At 63.2% G+C, this 15941-nt stretch carries 16 protein-coding genes and 1 pseudogene; 10 read left to right on the top strand and 7 right to left on the bottom strand.

All coding sequences use genetic code 11. The features are described from left to right. Positions 1-10 precede the first annotated feature (10 nt). From NOV21_RS01320 to NOV21_RS01310, 3 genes are all read left to right on the top strand, one after another. Positions 11-325, top strand: coding sequence for a YbaB/EbfC family nucleoid-associated protein (locus NOV21_RS01320; protein ID WP_283169844.1), 315 nt, complete (start codon positions 11-13; stop codon positions 323-325). Between the two features lie 134 nt (positions 326-459). Next, a complete protein-coding gene (gene recR, locus NOV21_RS01315) occupies positions 460-1056 on the top strand; it encodes a recombination mediator RecR (protein WP_283169843.1) in 597 nt (198 codons plus the stop codon). A 264-nt stretch (positions 1057-1320) separates the two neighbouring features. After that, positions 1321-1935: a glycerol-3-phosphate acyltransferase gene (locus NOV21_RS01310; protein ID WP_283169842.1), complete on the top strand. Its 615-nt coding sequence runs from the start codon at positions 1321-1323 to the stop codon at positions 1933-1935. A 19-nt stretch (positions 1936-1954) separates the two neighbouring features. Here NOV21_RS01310 and NOV21_RS01305 read toward each other — a convergent pair whose 3' ends face one another. Beyond that, positions 1955-3172, bottom strand: a complete 1218-nt coding sequence (locus NOV21_RS01305) for a deoxyguanosinetriphosphate triphosphohydrolase family protein (RefSeq protein WP_283169841.1) — start codon at positions 3170-3172, stop codon at positions 1955-1957. Between the two features lie 93 nt (positions 3173-3265). Between NOV21_RS01305 and NOV21_RS01300 the strand changes: the two genes are divergently transcribed. Then, positions 3266-4768, top strand: a complete 1503-nt coding sequence (locus NOV21_RS01300) for an LCP family protein (RefSeq protein ID WP_283169840.1) — start codon at positions 3266-3268, stop codon at positions 4766-4768. Positions 4769-4822: 54 nt separating this feature from the next. On the opposite strand, the gene NOV21_RS01295 is transcribed toward NOV21_RS01300, so the two are convergent. Both NOV21_RS01295 and NOV21_RS01290 read right to left on the bottom strand, forming a co-directional pair. Further along, positions 4823-5272 (bottom strand): 23S rRNA (pseudouridine(1915)-N(3))-methyltransferase RlmH, encoded by a 450-nt coding sequence (locus NOV21_RS01295; RefSeq protein ID WP_346428523.1) that lies wholly within the window; start codon positions 5270-5272, stop codon positions 4823-4825. Then, a complete protein-coding gene (locus NOV21_RS01290; RefSeq protein WP_283169839.1) occupies positions 5273-5668 on the bottom strand; it encodes a molybdopterin biosynthesis protein in 396 nt (131 codons plus the stop codon). It abuts the gene before it with no gap. Positions 5669-5813: 145 nt separating this feature from the next. Between NOV21_RS01290 and lysA the strand changes: the two genes are divergently transcribed. From lysA to rpsI, 6 genes are all read left to right on the top strand, one after another. Beyond that, positions 5814-7169 (top strand): diaminopimelate decarboxylase, encoded by a 1356-nt coding sequence (gene lysA, locus NOV21_RS01285; protein ID WP_283169838.1) that lies wholly within the window; start codon positions 5814-5816, stop codon positions 7167-7169. An 18-nt stretch (positions 7170-7187) separates the two neighbouring features. Continuing rightward, positions 7188-8474, top strand: coding sequence for a homoserine dehydrogenase (locus tag NOV21_RS01280; RefSeq protein WP_283169837.1), 1287 nt, complete (start codon positions 7188-7190; stop codon positions 8472-8474). 49 nt (positions 8475-8523) lie between these two features. Further along, positions 8524-9183 (top strand): zinc-ribbon domain-containing protein, encoded by a 660-nt coding sequence (locus NOV21_RS01275; protein ID WP_283169836.1) that lies wholly within the window; start codon positions 8524-8526, stop codon positions 9181-9183. Between the two features lie 13 nt (positions 9184-9196). Continuing rightward, on the top strand, positions 9197-10408 hold the full coding sequence (locus NOV21_RS01270) for a glycosyltransferase family 4 protein (RefSeq protein WP_283169835.1): 1212 nt from the start codon (positions 9197-9199) through the stop codon (positions 10406-10408). Between the two features lie 260 nt (positions 10409-10668). Then, the gene (rplM, locus tag NOV21_RS01265; RefSeq protein ID WP_283169834.1) at positions 10669-11115 is read left to right on the top strand and encodes a 50S ribosomal protein L13; all 447 of its coding nucleotides are present in this window, start codon (positions 10669-10671) and stop codon (positions 11113-11115) included. 3 nt (positions 11116-11118) lie between these two features. Beyond that, complete coding sequence (rpsI, locus tag NOV21_RS01260) at positions 11119-11511, top strand: 30S ribosomal protein S9 (protein WP_283169833.1); 393 nt, start codon at positions 11119-11121, stop codon at positions 11509-11511. 861 nt (positions 11512-12372) lie between these two features. Here rpsI and NOV21_RS01255 read toward each other — a convergent pair. The 4 genes and pseudogenes from NOV21_RS01255 to NOV21_RS01240 form a co-directional block, all read right to left on the bottom strand. Next, positions 12373-13773: a sensor histidine kinase gene (locus tag NOV21_RS01255; protein WP_283169832.1), complete on the bottom strand. Its 1401-nt coding sequence runs from the start codon at positions 13771-13773 to the stop codon at positions 12373-12375. Further along, on the bottom strand, positions 13770-14462 hold the full coding sequence (locus NOV21_RS01250) for a winged helix-turn-helix domain-containing protein (protein WP_283169831.1): 693 nt from the start codon (positions 14460-14462) through the stop codon (positions 13770-13772). Before NOV21_RS01250 ends, NOV21_RS01255 begins: the two co-directional genes overlap by 4 nt. 9 nt (positions 14463-14471) lie before the next feature. Then, positions 14472-14603, bottom strand: a complete 132-nt coding sequence (locus NOV21_RS01245) for a hypothetical protein (RefSeq protein ID WP_283169830.1) — start codon at positions 14601-14603, stop codon at positions 14472-14474. Positions 14604-14902: 299 nt separating this feature from the next. Then, positions 14903-15829, bottom strand: a pseudogene (locus tag NOV21_RS01240) (anion permease); the annotation flags it as partial. Between the last annotated feature and the right edge of the window lie 112 nt (positions 15830-15941).

Here is a 15941-nt window from a genome sequence, read left to right as displayed (position 1 = left end):
GCGAAGCCCGATGGACATGAAGAAGATGATGCGGCAGGCCCAGCGTATGCAAGCCCAGCTTGCCCAAGCGCAAGAGGAGATCAAGACGCTGACATACGAGGGCACCGCCGGCGGCGGCATGGTGAGGGTGACCGTCACGGGCGAGATGGAGGTGCAGAAGGTCGAGATTTCGCCCGTCGCCATCGATCCCGACGATCCCGAGATGCTGCAGGATATGATCATGGCGGCGACCAACGATGCGCTGCGCGGCATGAACGAGCTGTCCAGCACCCGTTTGAGCGCAGTCACCGCCGGTATGCCCAATATTCCCGGGATGACGTTCTAGTTCCCGCCGATTCGCGCCTGCCGAGAATCGGCGGGAGCGATGGGAGGTCCCGGCTCGTCGGGCGAGGCCTCCGGTCGAATCGTTTTTTTCGGGCTCCTTGGACCGCCGAGGGGCCTCCGTTTTGAAAGGCTTGCATGCAAAGCGCCCCCTCGATCCAAGTGCTGCTCGACGAACTCGAGCGGATGCCGGGCATCGGCCCGAAAAGCGCCCAGCGAATCGTCTATTGGCTGCTCAACGGCGACCGCGCTCAGGCGGAGCGCCTCGCCCGCGCCATCATGCAGGTGAAGGACGCGGTGCACTTCTGCCCCGTCTGCTTCAACTATGCCGAAGGCGAGCTCTGCGAGATCTGCGCGAGCGAGAAGCGCGACCGGTCGCAGATCTGCGTGGTCAGCGAGCCGCGCGACATCCCCCCTATCGAGCGCACCGCTGCCTATCACGGTCTGTACCATGTGCTCGGGGGGGCGCTCAACCCGCTCGACGGAATCGGCCCCGACCAACTGCATATCGCCGAGCTGATGGGGCGTCTGAGCGGAGAGGAAGTGGACGAGGTGGTGCTGGCGACCAATCCCAACGTCGAGGGCGAGACGACCGCCAGCTATCTTGCGCGCATCATCCGCCCCCTGGGCATCAAGGTGACGCGTTTGGCGAGCGGCCTGCCCGTGGGCGGCGACTTGGAATTCGCCGACGAAGTGACCCTCGGCCGCGCCATAGAATCGCGCCGCGAGCTGTAGCGGGCCCTTGCTCCGAGAAGAGCCGCTGATAAATCAGGCTTCATCCTCCCGAGTCCCTTTGGATGGTGGTTTTTCAGGCGGCTGCCGTCCAATTCGCCTGAGGATGACGAAGCAATCGATGAATCGGTACTTCCGTAGAATGGGCAAAGGCGGGATCGCCGGAGACCCCGGCCGGCTTGAAGGAAGGCTCTCCTTGGGGGGCGTGGGGCTAAAATGGGAAGAACGGGGAGATGCCCCCGCGAGCCGGGAAAGAGGTGGTGCGCAGTGGTCGAGCGGTTGGCGTGCCTGCTCGTGGGATATGCATGCGGGTGCTTTTTAACGGCGGAAGCGGTTGTGCGGAGTCGCCTGGGGAAGAGCGCGTTCGACGTGGGGTCGCGCAATCCGGGTATGTCGAACGTGGGGGCCCTGCTCGGCGCCAAGTGGGCGGCGGCCACGCTTGCCGGCGACATCCTGAAGACCGTTGCCGGTTGCGTTCTTGCGCGTTATGCGATCGCGCCCGCTCTGGGGCTCGTCGCCGTTGCCTGGGGCGGTTTGGGGGTGGCTCTGGGGCATGACTTCCCCCTATGGCACAGGTTCCGAGGCGGCAAGAGTGTGGCAGTCACCTGCTCGGTCGTGGTCTTGTTGGATCCGTTGCGGGGTTTCGCCTCCCTTGCCGTCGGGCTGGCCGTGGTGCTTGCGACCCGGCAGTTGTGCTTCGGGGCGCTGGCGATCGTCGCCGTGTGGTGCGTGGCGGCGTTCCTGCTCTTCGGCTTGGGGGAGGTATTTGCGATAAGCGCCGTCCTTGCGGGTATCATGCTCGCGAAACATGGCGGTGCAGCCTGGCGGGCCTTGCACGGCGAAGAGGCCGAGACGAACCTGTTTACGAAATCCCGCAAGTAGGTTTTCGGCGCGCGATCTCCTACCGGAAATAGGGGATGTAGAGATCTTCTTCCGGGATGGCGTCTTCGGGGAACAGGTGGTTGAAGAGCGCGATCAGGTACTCGTCGGTCGTGCAGGCGAGGTAGTCTACCACGATATCGTCGGGCGGCTGGTCCCGGTAGGCGTCGTTGTTCCGCAGCATCCAGGCGTTCAGGTGATGGCGCCAGATGGGGCTGTCGCGCCGTTCCGCCAGCAGATCTTCCAGGCAGCGGTCGTACAGGCCCCCCATGATGTCCCCCAACACCTCGTCGAGCCGTCCATGCGCTTCGGGGCTGTTGTAGATCTCATCGATGTTCTGGCGTTTCGCGGCATCGAGCGCCTGAAACACCGGTTCGTCCATCGCCAGGTAGGGCTTGCCGATGCTGTTCTTGATCAGGTTGGCGGTGACGTTGCCGATGATCTCGCGGTTCGTCTCCCCGATGGCGCTGTTGCGCAAAGGATAGGTCGTCGTGTCGAGCACGCCGACGGTGATGGCGTCCTGACGGTCCTTCCCCAGGTACGCGATGATGTCGCAGACGCGCACCACGCAGCCTTCGAGCGTGCTGGGGCGCAGCGTCGTGCTCGCTTTGGGGACGGTGTAGCAGCGCTCCATCATCTCATCCAGGTCATCGAATGTGGGGCATGGGCGGGGTTCGTAGCGCGCCCATGCCTTCTCCCCGCAATGGCAGAGCATGCCGTTGAGCGTCTGCAGCGACAGATGGCTGTCGGACACGGTGCGAAGCAGGCGCACGCTGTGCACGTTATGGTTGAAATAGCGCTTCCCCGTGTGCTCGTGGTAGAGGGCGGAGAGCACCTTCTCGCCCGCATGGCCGAACGGGGTGTGCCCCATGTCGTGCCCCAGGGCGATTGCGCGGGTCAGGGGCACGTTTAGGCGCAAGGCGCGGGAGACCTTGCATGAGATCTGCGCCACCAGCTGAAGATGGTAGCTGCGCCGCGTGAGGTCGTCGTTGCGGTACAGGGGGAACACCTGCGTTTTGTCCATGCACCGGTTGTAGTAGGGGTTGTTCAGCACGCGGTCGATGTCGTTCACGAAATTCGGACGCACCAGCTCGTCGTCGCGATCCCGCTCGACGGGGGTTTCGTACACCGCGTCGGAATCGCGGGCGGCGAAGGGCGAGAGCCGAGCGGACTCCGCCTCGCATGTCTCGCGCACGTATGAGCGCTCTTCTTCGGTGAGCGTGTAAAGCGGGTTATCCACGAGTGCCCCTTTCTGTTCCAGAAGAAGGTACCACATATGTGGGTTGGGGGGATTCTCTTGCTTAACGGGTTTTCCCTTGGGAGAATAGCGCGCATGAGAAAACATCGCAGCACATCTGCGCATGCGAAGAGGGGGTCCTCCGAGTCCCGCGCTCGGCGCGCTTCTTCGCACGTGCCCCCCGACCGGGACTCTGCAAGCCAGTATTCGCGGCGTGCGGGTAGCCGCTATACCGAGCCGCGGAGCAGGAAGCGCCGCCGCTTCCGCATCGTGCGCAACGTCTTCCTGGTTTTGGCGCTGCTCGTCGCCGTGGGCGCGGGCACCGCATGGGCGTACGTGAACATGCTCAACCATAATCTCAGCCAAGGCGTCAGCTCCGATATCGATTCGGTGCTGGTTGCCAAGGACACCGCCTCCGAGCCCTTCTACGTGCTGCTGCTCGGCACCGACCAGGCGATCTGGCGCGACGAGGACGAATCGTACGGCGGCATATACCGCACCGATTCGATGATGCTGGCGCGGATCGATCCCAAGTCGAAGAAGGCCACGCTCGTCTCCATCCCGCGCGATACGAAGATCCAGAACATGGGCGGCCATGGCGTGCAGAAGATCAACGCAGCCTACGCCTTCGGCGGGGCGACGATGGCGGTGAGCACCGTCAGCGAGCTTGCCGGCGTATCCATCTCGCACTTCGCCCTCATCGATATGGACGGCCTGTCCGACATCGTCGATGCGCTGGGCGGCATCGAGGTGGATGTCCCTTACGAGATCGACGACGAGGATTACACCGGCCATCTCGACGCCGGCCTCCAGACGCTCGACGGCGAGCAGGCGCTCATCCTGGCGCGTACCCGCCATGCCTTCGACAAGGTGGGCGACGGCGACGAGTACCGAGCGGCCGACCAGCGGTTGGTGCTTTCCGCCATCGCCAAGAAGGTCCTCTCGTCCGATGCCGCCACCATCGCCAAGACCGTGGAAGCCCTCTCGAAGTCGGTGCAGACCGACATGTCCGTCGAGGAGATCGTGGGCATCGCGCAGGCGCTTCAGGGCATGGACACCGAAAACGATCTGTACAGCGCGACCATGCCCAACGAGCCGGTCTATGAGAACAACGTGTGGTACACCAACTGCCTCACCGACAAATGGGCCGCGATGATGAAGCGCGTCGATGCCGGTTTGCCTCCGACGGAGGAGACGGTTGCCGACAAGAGCACGGGGATCATGCTCTCGAATGCCGGCAGCGGCACTTCGTCCTCCGAAGGCTCGACCTCGGCTTCCGAGAAGGCGCCATCTGCGACGAGCTCGTCTGCGACGGTCAGCAAGGGCGGCACCATCTACGTGCGCAACGGCGGCGCGCCGAACGGCACGGCGGCGGCGGTGTCCAGCAACCTGACGGCGGAGGGCTATACGGTGGCCGACACGGGCAATGCCGATAGCTCGAACTACAAGAGCAACATCGTCGTGTACGAGGGTTCGTCGAACGCCGCCGAGGCGAAGGCGATCGCGGCTGTCGTCGGGCACGGGGCGGTTGCCATGGAGAACGACGGCACCTACAGCTTGCGAGGCGACTTCCTGGTCGTGCTAGGCAGCAGCTACTAGGCCGTATCCGCACATATCCATATCGATCGAAACGGGGCGCGTAAGCGCCCCGCGCTATTTGTGGTAGGGCTCGCGGTGGATGATCTTCTCGGCGCGGTACAGCTGTTCCAGCAACACGACGCGGGCAAGGTTGTGGGGCAGGGTGACGGGTCCGAAGCTCAGATGCTCGGCAGCCCTGTCGGCCACCTCGCGCGAGACCCCGTCGCTTCCGCCTATCAAAAAGGCCAGATGCGATTTCCCCGATACCGCCAGGGTCTCGATGCGCTCGGCGAGGGCCTCGCTGCCCGTTTCCCGTCCGCGGATGTCCAAAAGGAACAGATGGGCGCCGCCGAGCGCATCGATCGCCGCCAGCTGGGCGTCGGCCTCCCGCTCGCGCGTGCTGTCGGGGAGCTCGCGCATCGTCAGATTCACATATCCGCCCAGGCGCTTCCGGTATTCTTCGCAAGCTTCCTTCCAGAAGCGTTCCTTCAGCTTCCCGGTGGCGATGACGGTGATCTTCAGCATCTACTCGACGTAGATTTCTTTTTCGACGACCAGCTCGTTTTTGATCTTCCCGACCAGCGCCTGCAGGCAGTCGACCACATGGGGGCGGATATCTCCGCCGATGAGGACGTACATGATGGAATCGCCCACCTGGCGTTCGCCCTTTGCGAGCCAGGTGCGCACATAGTAGATGCCGGGCATGGCGAGCGCCTCCTTCTCGGCGGCGGCGACGCCGGCCGCATCGTAGGAGAAGTCGATGCAGCGCACGTCGGGCAGGCCCGTCTCGCCCCGGCGCACCTGCGCCTTAGGGGTCCTGCGCGCCACGCCGTTGTGGCAGAGGTACATGCCGCAGCTGTCCGCCCGGGGGTCGCGCTTCGCCTCGGCGAGCCATGAGTCCAACGAGGGTTCATCTATCATGGGGTTCCTTCTTCCCTCAGGTTTCGCGCAGCGCGCCGGTTGCGACCGCGCGCCGAGCGTTTGAATTTCCGCGGAAGATGATAGCATGCGGCAAGGCGCTTGCTACAATGCTTGAACTGCACACATATTGCGAAGGAAGACCCCTATGTCCCTGCCAGCACCCAAGGCGAACGCGGTGGCCGACGGCCGAACCACCCTGCAATTGGGCGACGTGCTCCCGCGCACGGCCCAAGTTCGCGACGGACATCTGTTCATCGGCGGAGTCGATATGGTGGAATTGGCCCATCGGCAAGGCACCGCCTTGTACGTATACGACGAGGAAGACCTGCGCAGCCGCATCCGCGAGTACCGCGCTGCGTTCGAAGCGCACCATCCCGGCTCCGAGATCGTATATGCGAGCAAGGCATTCCTGAACAAGGCCATGGTCCGCCTTGTGGCCGAGGAGGGCGCGAGCCTGGACGTTTCCGGCGGCGGAGAGCTCGCCTGCGCCCTGGCGGCGGGCTTCCCAGCGAACCGCGTCTACGTGCACGGGAACAACAAAACACCGCAAGAGCTGGAGGAGGCCGTCGCCGCCGGGGTGAGCGCCATCGTCCTGGACAGCCGCATCGAGCTCGCCCGCGTGGACCGCATAGCGCGCGAGCACGGCGTCGTGCAGGACGTGTACATGCGCATCACGCCGGGCGTGGAGGCGGATACCCACGAGTACATCCGCACTGGCATGGAGGACAGCAAGTTCGGTTTCACCATGCGCGACGACTTCGCGTTCAACTGCGTTGCAGACGTACTGAAGGCGAAGAATGTGCGCCTGCGGGGACTGCATATGCACATCGGGTCGCAGATCTTCAAGCTGCGCCCGTTCGGCGAGGCGGTTGCGATAGCGGTCGACCTCATCGCCCGGATCGAGGAGCGTTACGGGATTGAGATCGAGGACCTCGACGTGGGCGGCGGCGTCGGCATCGCCTATCTGGCGGGGGACGATCCTGCCACCGTCGAGGAGTTCGCCCGCATCACCACCGAGGCCCTCCGGACGGAGTGCGAGAGGCGTGGGGTGAGGCAGCCGCGCGTCCTCGCCGAGCCCGGTCGCAGCATCTCGGCCGTCGCGGGTGTGACGTTGTACACGGTCGGCATACTGAAGACGCTTCCCGGCATCCGCAAATACGTGGCGGTGGACGGTGGCATGAGCGATAATATCCGCACGGCGCTTTACCATGCGGAATACGAGGCGGTCATCGCCAACAAGGCCGACGAGCCCCGCACCGAGGTGGTGACGCTGTGCGGCAAGCACTGCGAGAGCGGGGACGCCGTGGTGTTCGACGGGAGCCTGCAGCGTCCCGAGCTGGGCGATATCGTCTGCGTGTTCGGCACCGGGGCATATTGCCGCAGCATGAGCAGCAACTACAACGGGCAGCCGCGCCCCGCGGTGGTGTTCGTGAAAGACGGTGAGGCCCGCGTGGTCACGCGGCGTGAAACCTACGAGGACCTGATGGTATGCGACCTATAGGATCGAAAGGACTTTCCCATGACGGTTAAAATCGGACTCGTCGGCACCGGGACGGTGGGCGGCGGCTGCTTGGACATCATCGCATCGCACAAAGATGATTTTCGCCGGCATTACGGCATCGATTTGGAAATCGTGCGCGTGTGCTCGCGCAATCCCGAGCAAGCGGTGGCGCACGGTGTGCGCGATCTGTACACCGACGACTTCCACGAGATTCTGGACGACCCCGAGATCGATATCGTCATCGAGGTCGTGGGGGGCACCACTTTCGCCAAAGAGGTGGTGATGGGCGCGCTGGCCGCCGGCAAGAACGTGGTGACCGCCAACAAGGCTCTCATGGCCACGAGCGGTGACGAGATCTTGGATCTGGCGGAGAAGATGCACCGGGAGATCGGTTTCGAGGCCGCGGTGGGCGGCGGCATCCCCATCATCGACCCGTTGAAGCACTCGTTGTTCGCCAACGAGATAACCAGCGTGCTGGGCATCGTGAACGGCACGACCAACTACATGCTCACGCGCATGTCCGAGACGGGTGCCACCTACGACGATGCGCTGGCGGAAGCGCAGGCCCAGGGCTTTGCGGAGGCGGATCCCACCGCCGATGTCGACGGGTTCGACGCGGCGGCGAAGATCGCGATCCTCACCTCTATCGCGTTCAATTCCGAGGTTACAATGGGCCAGGTCCCCACGGAGGGCATCCGGCTCATCGCCCCGATCGACTTCCAGGTTGCGGGCGACATGGGCTATGTTATCAAGCTGCTCGCCATCGGCAACCATGTGCCCGCTGGCATCGATGTGCGCGTCCATCCCACGATGGTCCCGAAGGACCATCCCCTTGCGGGCGTGAACGGCGTGTACAATGCCATCTATGTGGTGGGCGATGCCGTGGGCGAGACCATGTTCTTCGGGAAAGGCGCGGGCAGCGGTCCGGCCGCCAGCTCCGTGATGGGCGACGTGCTCGAGGTGGCCCGCCACGTACAGGCGGGCATCGCACCGTGGGCGAGCCGTGCCACCTACGATCATCTGCCCCTCGTGCCCATGGAAACGCTTTCGATGCGGTACTACATCCGCCTGTCCGTAGAGGACCGCAGCGGCGTCCTCGCTGCCACGGCGGACGTGTTCGCGCGCCATGGGGTGAGCATCGAATCGATGGTGCAGCGCGGCGGATGCGGCGGTACGGGCGTCGATTTGGTGTACGCGACGCACGAAGCCCTCGAGAAGGATATCCAGGAAGCGCTCGCCGACATCGAGGATTTGGATGGTGTGCTGGTCGACAACACGGAGCCTGCCGTCATTCGCATCCTGTGAGAATGGGTATACTGGAGGCAAGCGCAGGAACGAAGGAAAGGGGTCGATTGTGAATTGTCCTAACTGCGGCGCCGAGAACCCCGAATATGCGAAATTCTGCGTTTCGTGCGGGAAGCCCATCGATAGCGGCGATCCCGTGCAGTCGGGTTCCGTTCCCAAGCCCGCCTCCCAGTACGGGGTCCCGCAACCGCCTGCGATGACGACATCGTATTCGGTGCCGAACACGTTGGGCTACGGCAACGATGCCCCGCAGGGGGATTGCACCGGGACAGGCGGCCGATCCGGGGAGTCCCCGGTTCCCCCGCAACCGCCGATCGCCAACTACTCGACGCCCGAACAGCCTTCCAGCAAGGCGACGACGGCGCTGATATTCGGCATCCTCGCCATCGTGTTCGCCCCCTCGATTCTGCTCGGCCTCATCTGCGGCATCGTCGCGATCGTCATAGCGAGTTCTGCGGCGGACGGTCCGGAGGCCTCCCGCACGAAAGCGGGCAAGATCACGGGCATCATCGGCGTGGCACTCGCCTCCGTGTTCCTGGTCTTCTCGGTCGTTGCAGGCGTGGCGGCCCTGCAATTCTTCGGCAACAACCCCGAATTCCGGGATTCCATCAACTCATCGCAGCGGATGACCGGCTTCGGCGACAGCTTCACCACCCGTTTCGATGCGGAGTGGGCCGACCAGGTCGAAGACCTGATCTCGGTTTGGTAGGGAATCGCGTTCCATGGGCGCGAAGAAGCGCATCGCGGTCGTTGCGATCGATGTGCGGCTGCCGGGCGAGAAGCGTGGGCTTGACCGCGAACCCTATATCGCGCAGCGCCTGGTGGAAGCCGGTTACGAGGTCGATCTGATCACGTCCGCCTTCCAACATTGGGATAAGTCGCAACGCGATCTTTCCGATCCGATGTATGCCGGCTTTCCGTATCGCGTGGTGTTCATCGAGGCCCCGGCGTACAAGCGCAACATAACCCCGGCCCGCATCTCCAACCATGCCCAGGTTGCGAAGAAGGTCGCACGGCATTTCGAATCGCATGCTTACGATCTGGTGTTCGTTCGCATTCCCCCCAACGATCTCGCCCGCGTGTGCGCGGAGTACGCCCTGCGTGCGGGCATCCCGCTCGTTGCGGATGTGAACGACCTGTGGCCCGAGGCGATGCGCATGGTCTTGGACGTCCCCGTTGTGAGCGCCGTGCTGTTCTCGCCGTTCAAGCGGGATGCGGATTTCGTGTATCGGCACGCCTCGGCAGTGGTGGGCACAAGCGATGAGTACGCCGAGCGCGCCCTGCAATCGGGGGCGAGCCCCCGATTGCTCACGGTGTACGTGGGGAACGATGTTGCCGAATTCGACGAGGAGGTCCGGGCGAACCCCCTCGAGAAGCCGGCGGGTGAATCGTGGGCCACCTACGCGGGCACCATCGGCACGAGCTACGACATCGAGACGTTGATGCGCACCGGAAGGGTCCTGAAGGATATGGGACGCACCGATATCAAGCTGATGGTGTTGGGTGCGGGTCCCGAGTTGGAACGGGTGCAAGGGCTGGCCGCGCAACTCAAGGTGAATGCCGTATTTCCCGGGTATCTGCCGCATGCGGAGATGGCCGCCTACCTCGCCGCAAGCGATGTGCTCGTCAACTCGTTCGCGCGCAAGGCGCCCCAGAGCATCGTCTCGAAGGTTGGCGATTACCTTGCCGCGGGCAAGCCGATGGTCAACACATTGGCCAATCCCGAATTCATGCAGAAGGTGGAACATGACGGCTTCGGCGTCAACGTCGAGCCCGAAAACCCGGTGGAGCTCGCCGCAGCGCTGGTGGAACTGATCGACAACCCGTCCGCGCGCGAGCGCATGGGCGCCGCGGCCCGGCATATCTCCGAAGAGCAGTTCGATCGTCCGCGCGCGTACGCTGCCGTCGTCGATCTGATCGATTCGTTTTTCTAATCGGGCGAGCTGTACTTCTCCTTGCACCTCTCCATCTTCTCCCGCATCTGTGCAGATTGCGAATCGCTCGGTACGGGCATTGACGGACGCTGCCCCTGCGCTCTACAATCTTACAGTTGCTTTCAGAAGCCCCGTAAACGCAGCCTGCAAGCGAAACGGACCGCCGAGGATGTCCAGACCGAGGCGCCGCACCGGAGTAGGATCCCGGTATCGCAGCATCTGCACTTGTGAAAACGACATCCGCATAGGCGGAACATGCAATGGAGGAAACTTTGAAGACGTATTACGCAAAGCCCGGCGAGGTAGAGCGCGAGTGGGTCCTCATCGACGCGGCGGACCAGGTTCTGGGCCGCGTCGCCGTGAAGGCTGCCACCATCTTGAAGGGTAAGCACAAGCCGACCTACACCCCGCACGTTGATACGGGCGATTTCGTCATTGTCGTCAATGCCGACAAGATCCGCGTCACCGGCTCGAAGGCTCAGCAGAAAGAGTACTTCCGCCACACGGGATTCCCCGGCGGTCTGAAGAGCGAGACGTTCGAAGAGGCCATGCAGAAGCATCCCGAGCGCGTGGTGGAGAAGGCCGTCAAGGGCATGCTCCCCAAGAACACGCTTGGTCGCGCCATGGGCAAGAAGCTCAAGGTATACGCAGGCCCCGAACATCCGCATGCAGCTCAGCAGCCCCGTCAGATCAGCTTGGAGGATTAACCCATGGCAGGTGAAGCAATCTATTACGGCACCGGCCGTCGCAAGAACGCCATCGCGCGCGTGCGCTTGGTCCCCGGTTCCGGCAAGGTTACCGTCAACGGCAAGGATGCTTTGGCGTACTTCGGCCGCCAGCAGCTGGTGGACAACGCCATCGCTCCGTTCAAGGTGACGGACACGGAAGGCCATTTCGATGTGATCGCGCTGCTCAACGGCGGCGGCGTCAGCGGCCAGTCCGGCGCTTTGCGCCATGGCATCAGCCGTGCGCTGCTCAGCGCGGGCGAGTATCGCGCCGAGTTGAAGAAAGCCGGCTTCCTCACGCGCGACAGCCGCATGGTCGAGCGCAAGAAGTACGGTCTGAAGAAGGCGCGCAAGCGCCCGCAGTTCAGCAAGCGCTAAGGCCCATCGCGGTTTTTCGGAAGCCCCCGGCAGCGTGAACCGCTCCCCGGATCTTGGACAAGTGAAATCAAGATCAAAAGGCGCGGTTCAGTGCCGGGGCTTCCTTCGTTCATGGGTCTTCATCCAGCCTTCTGCGCGAAGCGCGGGGGCAATGAAGGGGCTGCTTCGGAAGCGATTCTGGTGCAGCCCCTCCTGGTATGCCGAGCATGCACGCATCTCTAACGGGCGTAACTTCTCATCTCTAGTGCAACAGCTGAGGGGTGCGGTTACTTTGAAAAGTTACTCATCTCTAACGGGCGAGGGTCCCCGGCGCGCCCGGTGGCGGGAAGCGTACAGCCAAGCGCAAGGGTGTCCATTGCGAGGTGGAATCTGAAGAAAGCGGGAGGCAATGAAGGGGCTGCTTCGGAAGCGCTTCTGACGCAGTCCCTATTTCCCGGTGCCCGGCCGAAAGCTTGCCGGAGGGTTCCCGGCGAGACGCATCGGGGCGCGGGCCAATTTTGGAAGCGAATCGCATTTCCGGCTGCGGACCTTTCCATCTCGGTGCCAATAAGGGAGGATAATCGCATATCCGCTCGGAAGGTCATGTGAGCCAAGTTTCTCGCATGACCTCTGATCTGGGACTATGCGAAAATAGTGGGTGAAGCCGCTGCTTCCGGCGGGAGTCGAATGCGATTTCCCTTCGAATCTGGCCCAGACGGGAAGCGCATGCCCGGGAAAACGCGATTATCCGGCAGAGTTGGCGCGAACAGCTGGGGAGGCTGTCTGTAAACTCCTCTGAGACTGATGATCATATGGCATATAGTGTTCCAAAAGACAGATAGACACTATGCGTTGCATGCTTGAACAGATTGACAGGAGTTTCTAGATAACCTGGGGGAGAGGCGCGGCGGGGAGGCTCACGGTGAACGTCGAGCCGCCTGCCTCGTTGCCGCTCACCGCAACCGTCCCCCCGTAACGCTGCGCCGTGTGCTTGACAATCGCCAATCCCAGCCCGGTGCCGCCCGTTTCGCGCGACCGCCCCTCTTCCAGACGGTAGAAGCGCTCGAATACCTTCTTGCGCGCTTCCGGGGGGATTCCCGGTCCGGTATCCGCCACGGTCAACCATACGGCATTTTTCGTTCGGGCGAGCGCAACATCCACCCGCCCTCCGGGATGGTTGTAGCGGATGGCGTTATCCATCAGGTTGTATGCCATTTCGGAAAGCAGCGTCTCGCTGCCACGCACTTGCAAGGGACCCTCATCGGCGCGAATCTCCACATCGATGCCGCGCTGTGCGGCGATGGGGGCAAGCCGCAGATGCACTTGGTCGAGGATGGCTCCAAGGTCGACGTCGCCGATCTCCGCCTCCCCCAAGGCTGACTCGTCGAGGCGGGAGAGCATGAGCACGTCATCGATGAGCGATCGCATCTGCTGTGATTCTTTGAGGATCAACCCTGCGAAGCGCGGAATGTTGTCTTGCCTCACCGCTCCCTGCTCGATCAGTTCCGCGTATCCCCCTATGACCTGCAAAGGGGTTTTCATCTCGTGGCTGACGTTGGCAGAGAAATCGCGGCGCGCCTCCACCGCGCGTTCGAGCTCGTCGTTTTGGGCGCGCATCTGCGTCTGCTGGCGGGAGATCCTCCCCAGCAGGGGCCGCAGCTCGGAATAGACGCCGTCTGCGGAGGGGTTCTCCAAATCCATCGCGTTGATAGGCTGCGTGATGCGCCGCGCGAGTACCCGCGCCAACCAGAATGCGGCCACGGCAATCGCCACGGCCATCAATCCCAAGGGCACGGCCATGCGCTGCAAAAGCGATGCGAGCGATTCCCGGGTTTCCGAGAGGCGTATCACGGAGCCGTCCCTTAAGCGCTTCGCCGCGTAGACGGTGTCGGTCCCCACCGTTTCGGAATGGCGGACCGCGATCGCCCCGCCCTCTGTCCGCGCGCGCTGGAATTCCTGACGGTCGGCGTGGTTTTCCATGGTATGGGCATCGGCCTTGCTGTCGTAGAGCACCTCTCCGTTCCAGGCGATCAGCGTGCAGCGCTCAGAGGATGCGGGCAGGGTTGGCAGGTAGGCAAGTCGGCCATCCTCGCTCTGCCCGTCTAGGCGGATGGCAAGGGCGTCCGCATCCGCCATCAGGCCCGTCTCCGCCTCTTGCTCATGGGCGAGGTAGAATACGGAGAGCGCGGAGAGGGCGAATACCACCATGGAGGAGAGGGCGAACGCCGCCATGCCCTGGAATATACGGGAGGAAAGCGTCGTGCCTCCGCCATCGGTTTTCATCGGAGCGCCTTGATACAATAGCCAACGCCGCGAACGGTTTGAATCATGCTCTCAGATCCGGGGTGCGATTCGGCGAGCTTGCGGCGCAGCGACTGCACATGCGCGTCGACCGTGCGCGTTTCCCCGACGAACGAGGTCTGCCAGACGTCCTCCAACAGCTGAGCGCGGGTGAGGACGCGACCTTGGTTCTCCATGAGCGCATGCAAGAGGTCGAATTCCTTCAAGGTGAGGTCGACGGGCGTGTCCCCGACGCTCGCCTCGCGTGCGGCAGGGTCCAACGCGATGCATCCGCAGGTGATCGTATCGGAGGGGGTGGTAGACGAACGTTTCGCCCGGCGTAAGAGCGCCTTGCATCTGCTGATGAGCTCCATCATCCCGAAGGGCTTTGCCAAGTAATCGTCGGCTCCAGCATCCAGCCCGCGCACCTTGTCGAATTCCGTTCCCTTCGCCGTCAGCATCATGACGGGTAGTTGCTTTAGGACGGGATCCGCGCGCACGTGCTCCAGCACCTGCATGCCGTTGGTGCCAGGAAGCATGATGTCGAGCAGAACCAGATCCGGAACTCGCATGCGGCATGCATCGAAAAACGGGTCGGCGGAGGGAAACCCCTCAGCTTCCAGCCCCGCTTGGCGCAAAGCATACAGCGTCAGCTCGCGAATGTTGGTGTCATCTTCAACATAGTAGATCATGGTGCCATTCTAATGGAAGGCGGGGACGATGGGCCAGAGGGCATAGACTACGATGGCTATGCAGAGCATGAAGCAGGTGATGCCGCCGAGGCGGCGCAGCCGGGGCGCGCGCACGCGGCGTATCTTGGTGCCCCTTCCCATAGGCGCAAGCCTAAAGAGTAGAGCAGCGCGATCGAACTGGCGATGCCCACGGTGGCTGCGAGCACGATGGCGAAATCGAGTACCTCGCGCATGACTCCTCCTTATGCGGCCTTCGGGGGAATGGCCGGCGTCTCGGGGGCGGGGGGAATGTCGATTTGATTGACGTTGCCGGCATGCACCGGATTGCGGCGCGCCCGAGCGAGGATGGCCAACGCGAATGCGATCGCAAGGCCGCCGGTGCCGATGGTTCCTGCGAAGCCGGTTCGCGCCAGTGCGCATGCAAGCGCTCCCACCAAACCTGCCGCCGGGAAGGTGATAAGCCAGGCGGTCAACATGCGGCCCGCGGTTTTCCAGCTGATGGGCGAGCCTTTCCCCAGGCCTGCGCCGAGAATCGATCCCGAGCACACCTGCGTGGTCGACAACGCGAAGCCCAGATGCGAGGAGACGAGTATCGTGGTCGCGCTCGAGCATTCCGCCGCGAATCCCTGCGGCGTCGATATATCGGTCAGCCCTTTTCCGAGCGTGCGGATGACGCGCCAGCCGCCCGCGTAAGTCCCCAGCGCGATGGCGAGTCCGCAGCTTGCGATGACCCAAAGCTGCGGGCCGGTGCCTGAGGCCTGCACGCCTGAGGCGATCAGCGTGAGGGTGATGATGCCCATGGTCTTCTGCGCGTCGTTCGTTCCGTGGGAGAGCGCGACGAAGAGCGCGGTGACTGTCTGCCCGTGGCGGAATCCGCGTTCGATGCGTGATTCGCCAAGCCTTCGCACGACGCGGTATATGATGCGCGTGGCGCAGAAGGCGGCGCCGCCCGCGATCACGGGGGAAATCAGCGCAGGTCCGAGCACCTTCGCCACAACCGCTCCGAAATTCACGCCCTGCACGCCGGCGCCGATGATGACGGCGCCCACCAACCCTCCGAGGAGCGCGTGCGAGCTGCTGCTGGGGAGCCCGAACAGCCAGGTGATAAGGTTCCAAATGATGGCGGCGACCAAGCCCGCGAATATGAATTCCGGCGCGATGGTGACTTGGGATTCGTTGATGATGCCGCCGGAGATCGTCTTCGCCACTTCGGTGGAGAGGAACGCACCGACCAGATTGAGGATGCCGGCCGCCGCCACCGCGGTTTTCGGCTTCAGCGCGCCCGTGGCTATGGAGGTTGCCATGGCATTCGCCGTGTCGTGAAAGCCATTGGTGAAGTCGAACGCGAGGGAGGTCGCGATCACCATGCCGACGACGATGAGGGTGGTGGATTCCATCGTTTCCTTTTCCGGTTGGAGGACGTTTCGGGTGTATATGCGATTCCATCGTACGAACCCGATGTTCGCGCTCTGCGAGGCG

Source organism: Curtanaerobium respiraculi (genome assembly GCF_024609215.1).
GTDB classification, from domain to species: Bacteria; Actinomycetota; Coriobacteriia; order Coriobacteriales; family Eggerthellaceae; genus Curtanaerobium; species Curtanaerobium respiraculi.
Note: the sequence above shows the minus strand (reverse complement) of the source record. Positions and strands in the feature narration are given on the sequence as shown.

Coding starts and splice junctions, on each gene's coding strand:
- NOV21_RS01245 (WP_283169830.1), bottom strand. CDS start 14,603: ATGGGAAGGGGCACCAAGATACGCCGCGTGCGCGCGCCCCGGCTGCGC.
- lysA (WP_283169838.1), top strand. CDS start 5,814: ATGTCCCTGCCAGCACCCAAGGCGAACGCGGTGGCCGACGGCCGAACC.
- NOV21_RS01280 (WP_283169837.1), top strand. CDS start 7,188: ATGACGGTTAAAATCGGACTCGTCGGCACCGGGACGGTGGGCGGCGGC.
- NOV21_RS01290 (WP_283169839.1), bottom strand. CDS start 5,668: ATGATAGATGAACCCTCGTTGGACTCATGGCTCGCCGAGGCGAAGCGC.
- rplM (WP_283169834.1), top strand. CDS start 10,669: ATGGAGGAAACTTTGAAGACGTATTACGCAAAGCCCGGCGAGGTAGAG.
- NOV21_RS01250 (WP_283169831.1), bottom strand. CDS start 14,462: ATGATCTACTATGTTGAAGATGACACCAACATTCGCGAGCTGACGCTG.
- NOV21_RS01295 (WP_346428523.1), bottom strand. CDS start 5,272: ATGCTGAAGATCACCGTCATCGCCACCGGGAAGCTGAAGGAACGCTTC.
- NOV21_RS01300 (WP_283169840.1), top strand. CDS start 3,266: ATGAGAAAACATCGCAGCACATCTGCGCATGCGAAGAGGGGGTCCTCC.
- rpsI (WP_283169833.1), top strand. CDS start 11,119: ATGGCAGGTGAAGCAATCTATTACGGCACCGGCCGTCGCAAGAACGCC.
- NOV21_RS01255 (WP_283169832.1), bottom strand. CDS start 13,773: ATGAAAACCGATGGCGGAGGCACGACGCTTTCCTCCCGTATATTCCAG.
- recR (WP_283169843.1), top strand. CDS start 460: ATGCAAAGCGCCCCCTCGATCCAAGTGCTGCTCGACGAACTCGAGCGG.
- NOV21_RS01320 (WP_283169844.1), top strand. CDS start 11: ATGGACATGAAGAAGATGATGCGGCAGGCCCAGCGTATGCAAGCCCAG.
- NOV21_RS01270 (WP_283169835.1), top strand. CDS start 9,197: ATGGGCGCGAAGAAGCGCATCGCGGTCGTTGCGATCGATGTGCGGCTG.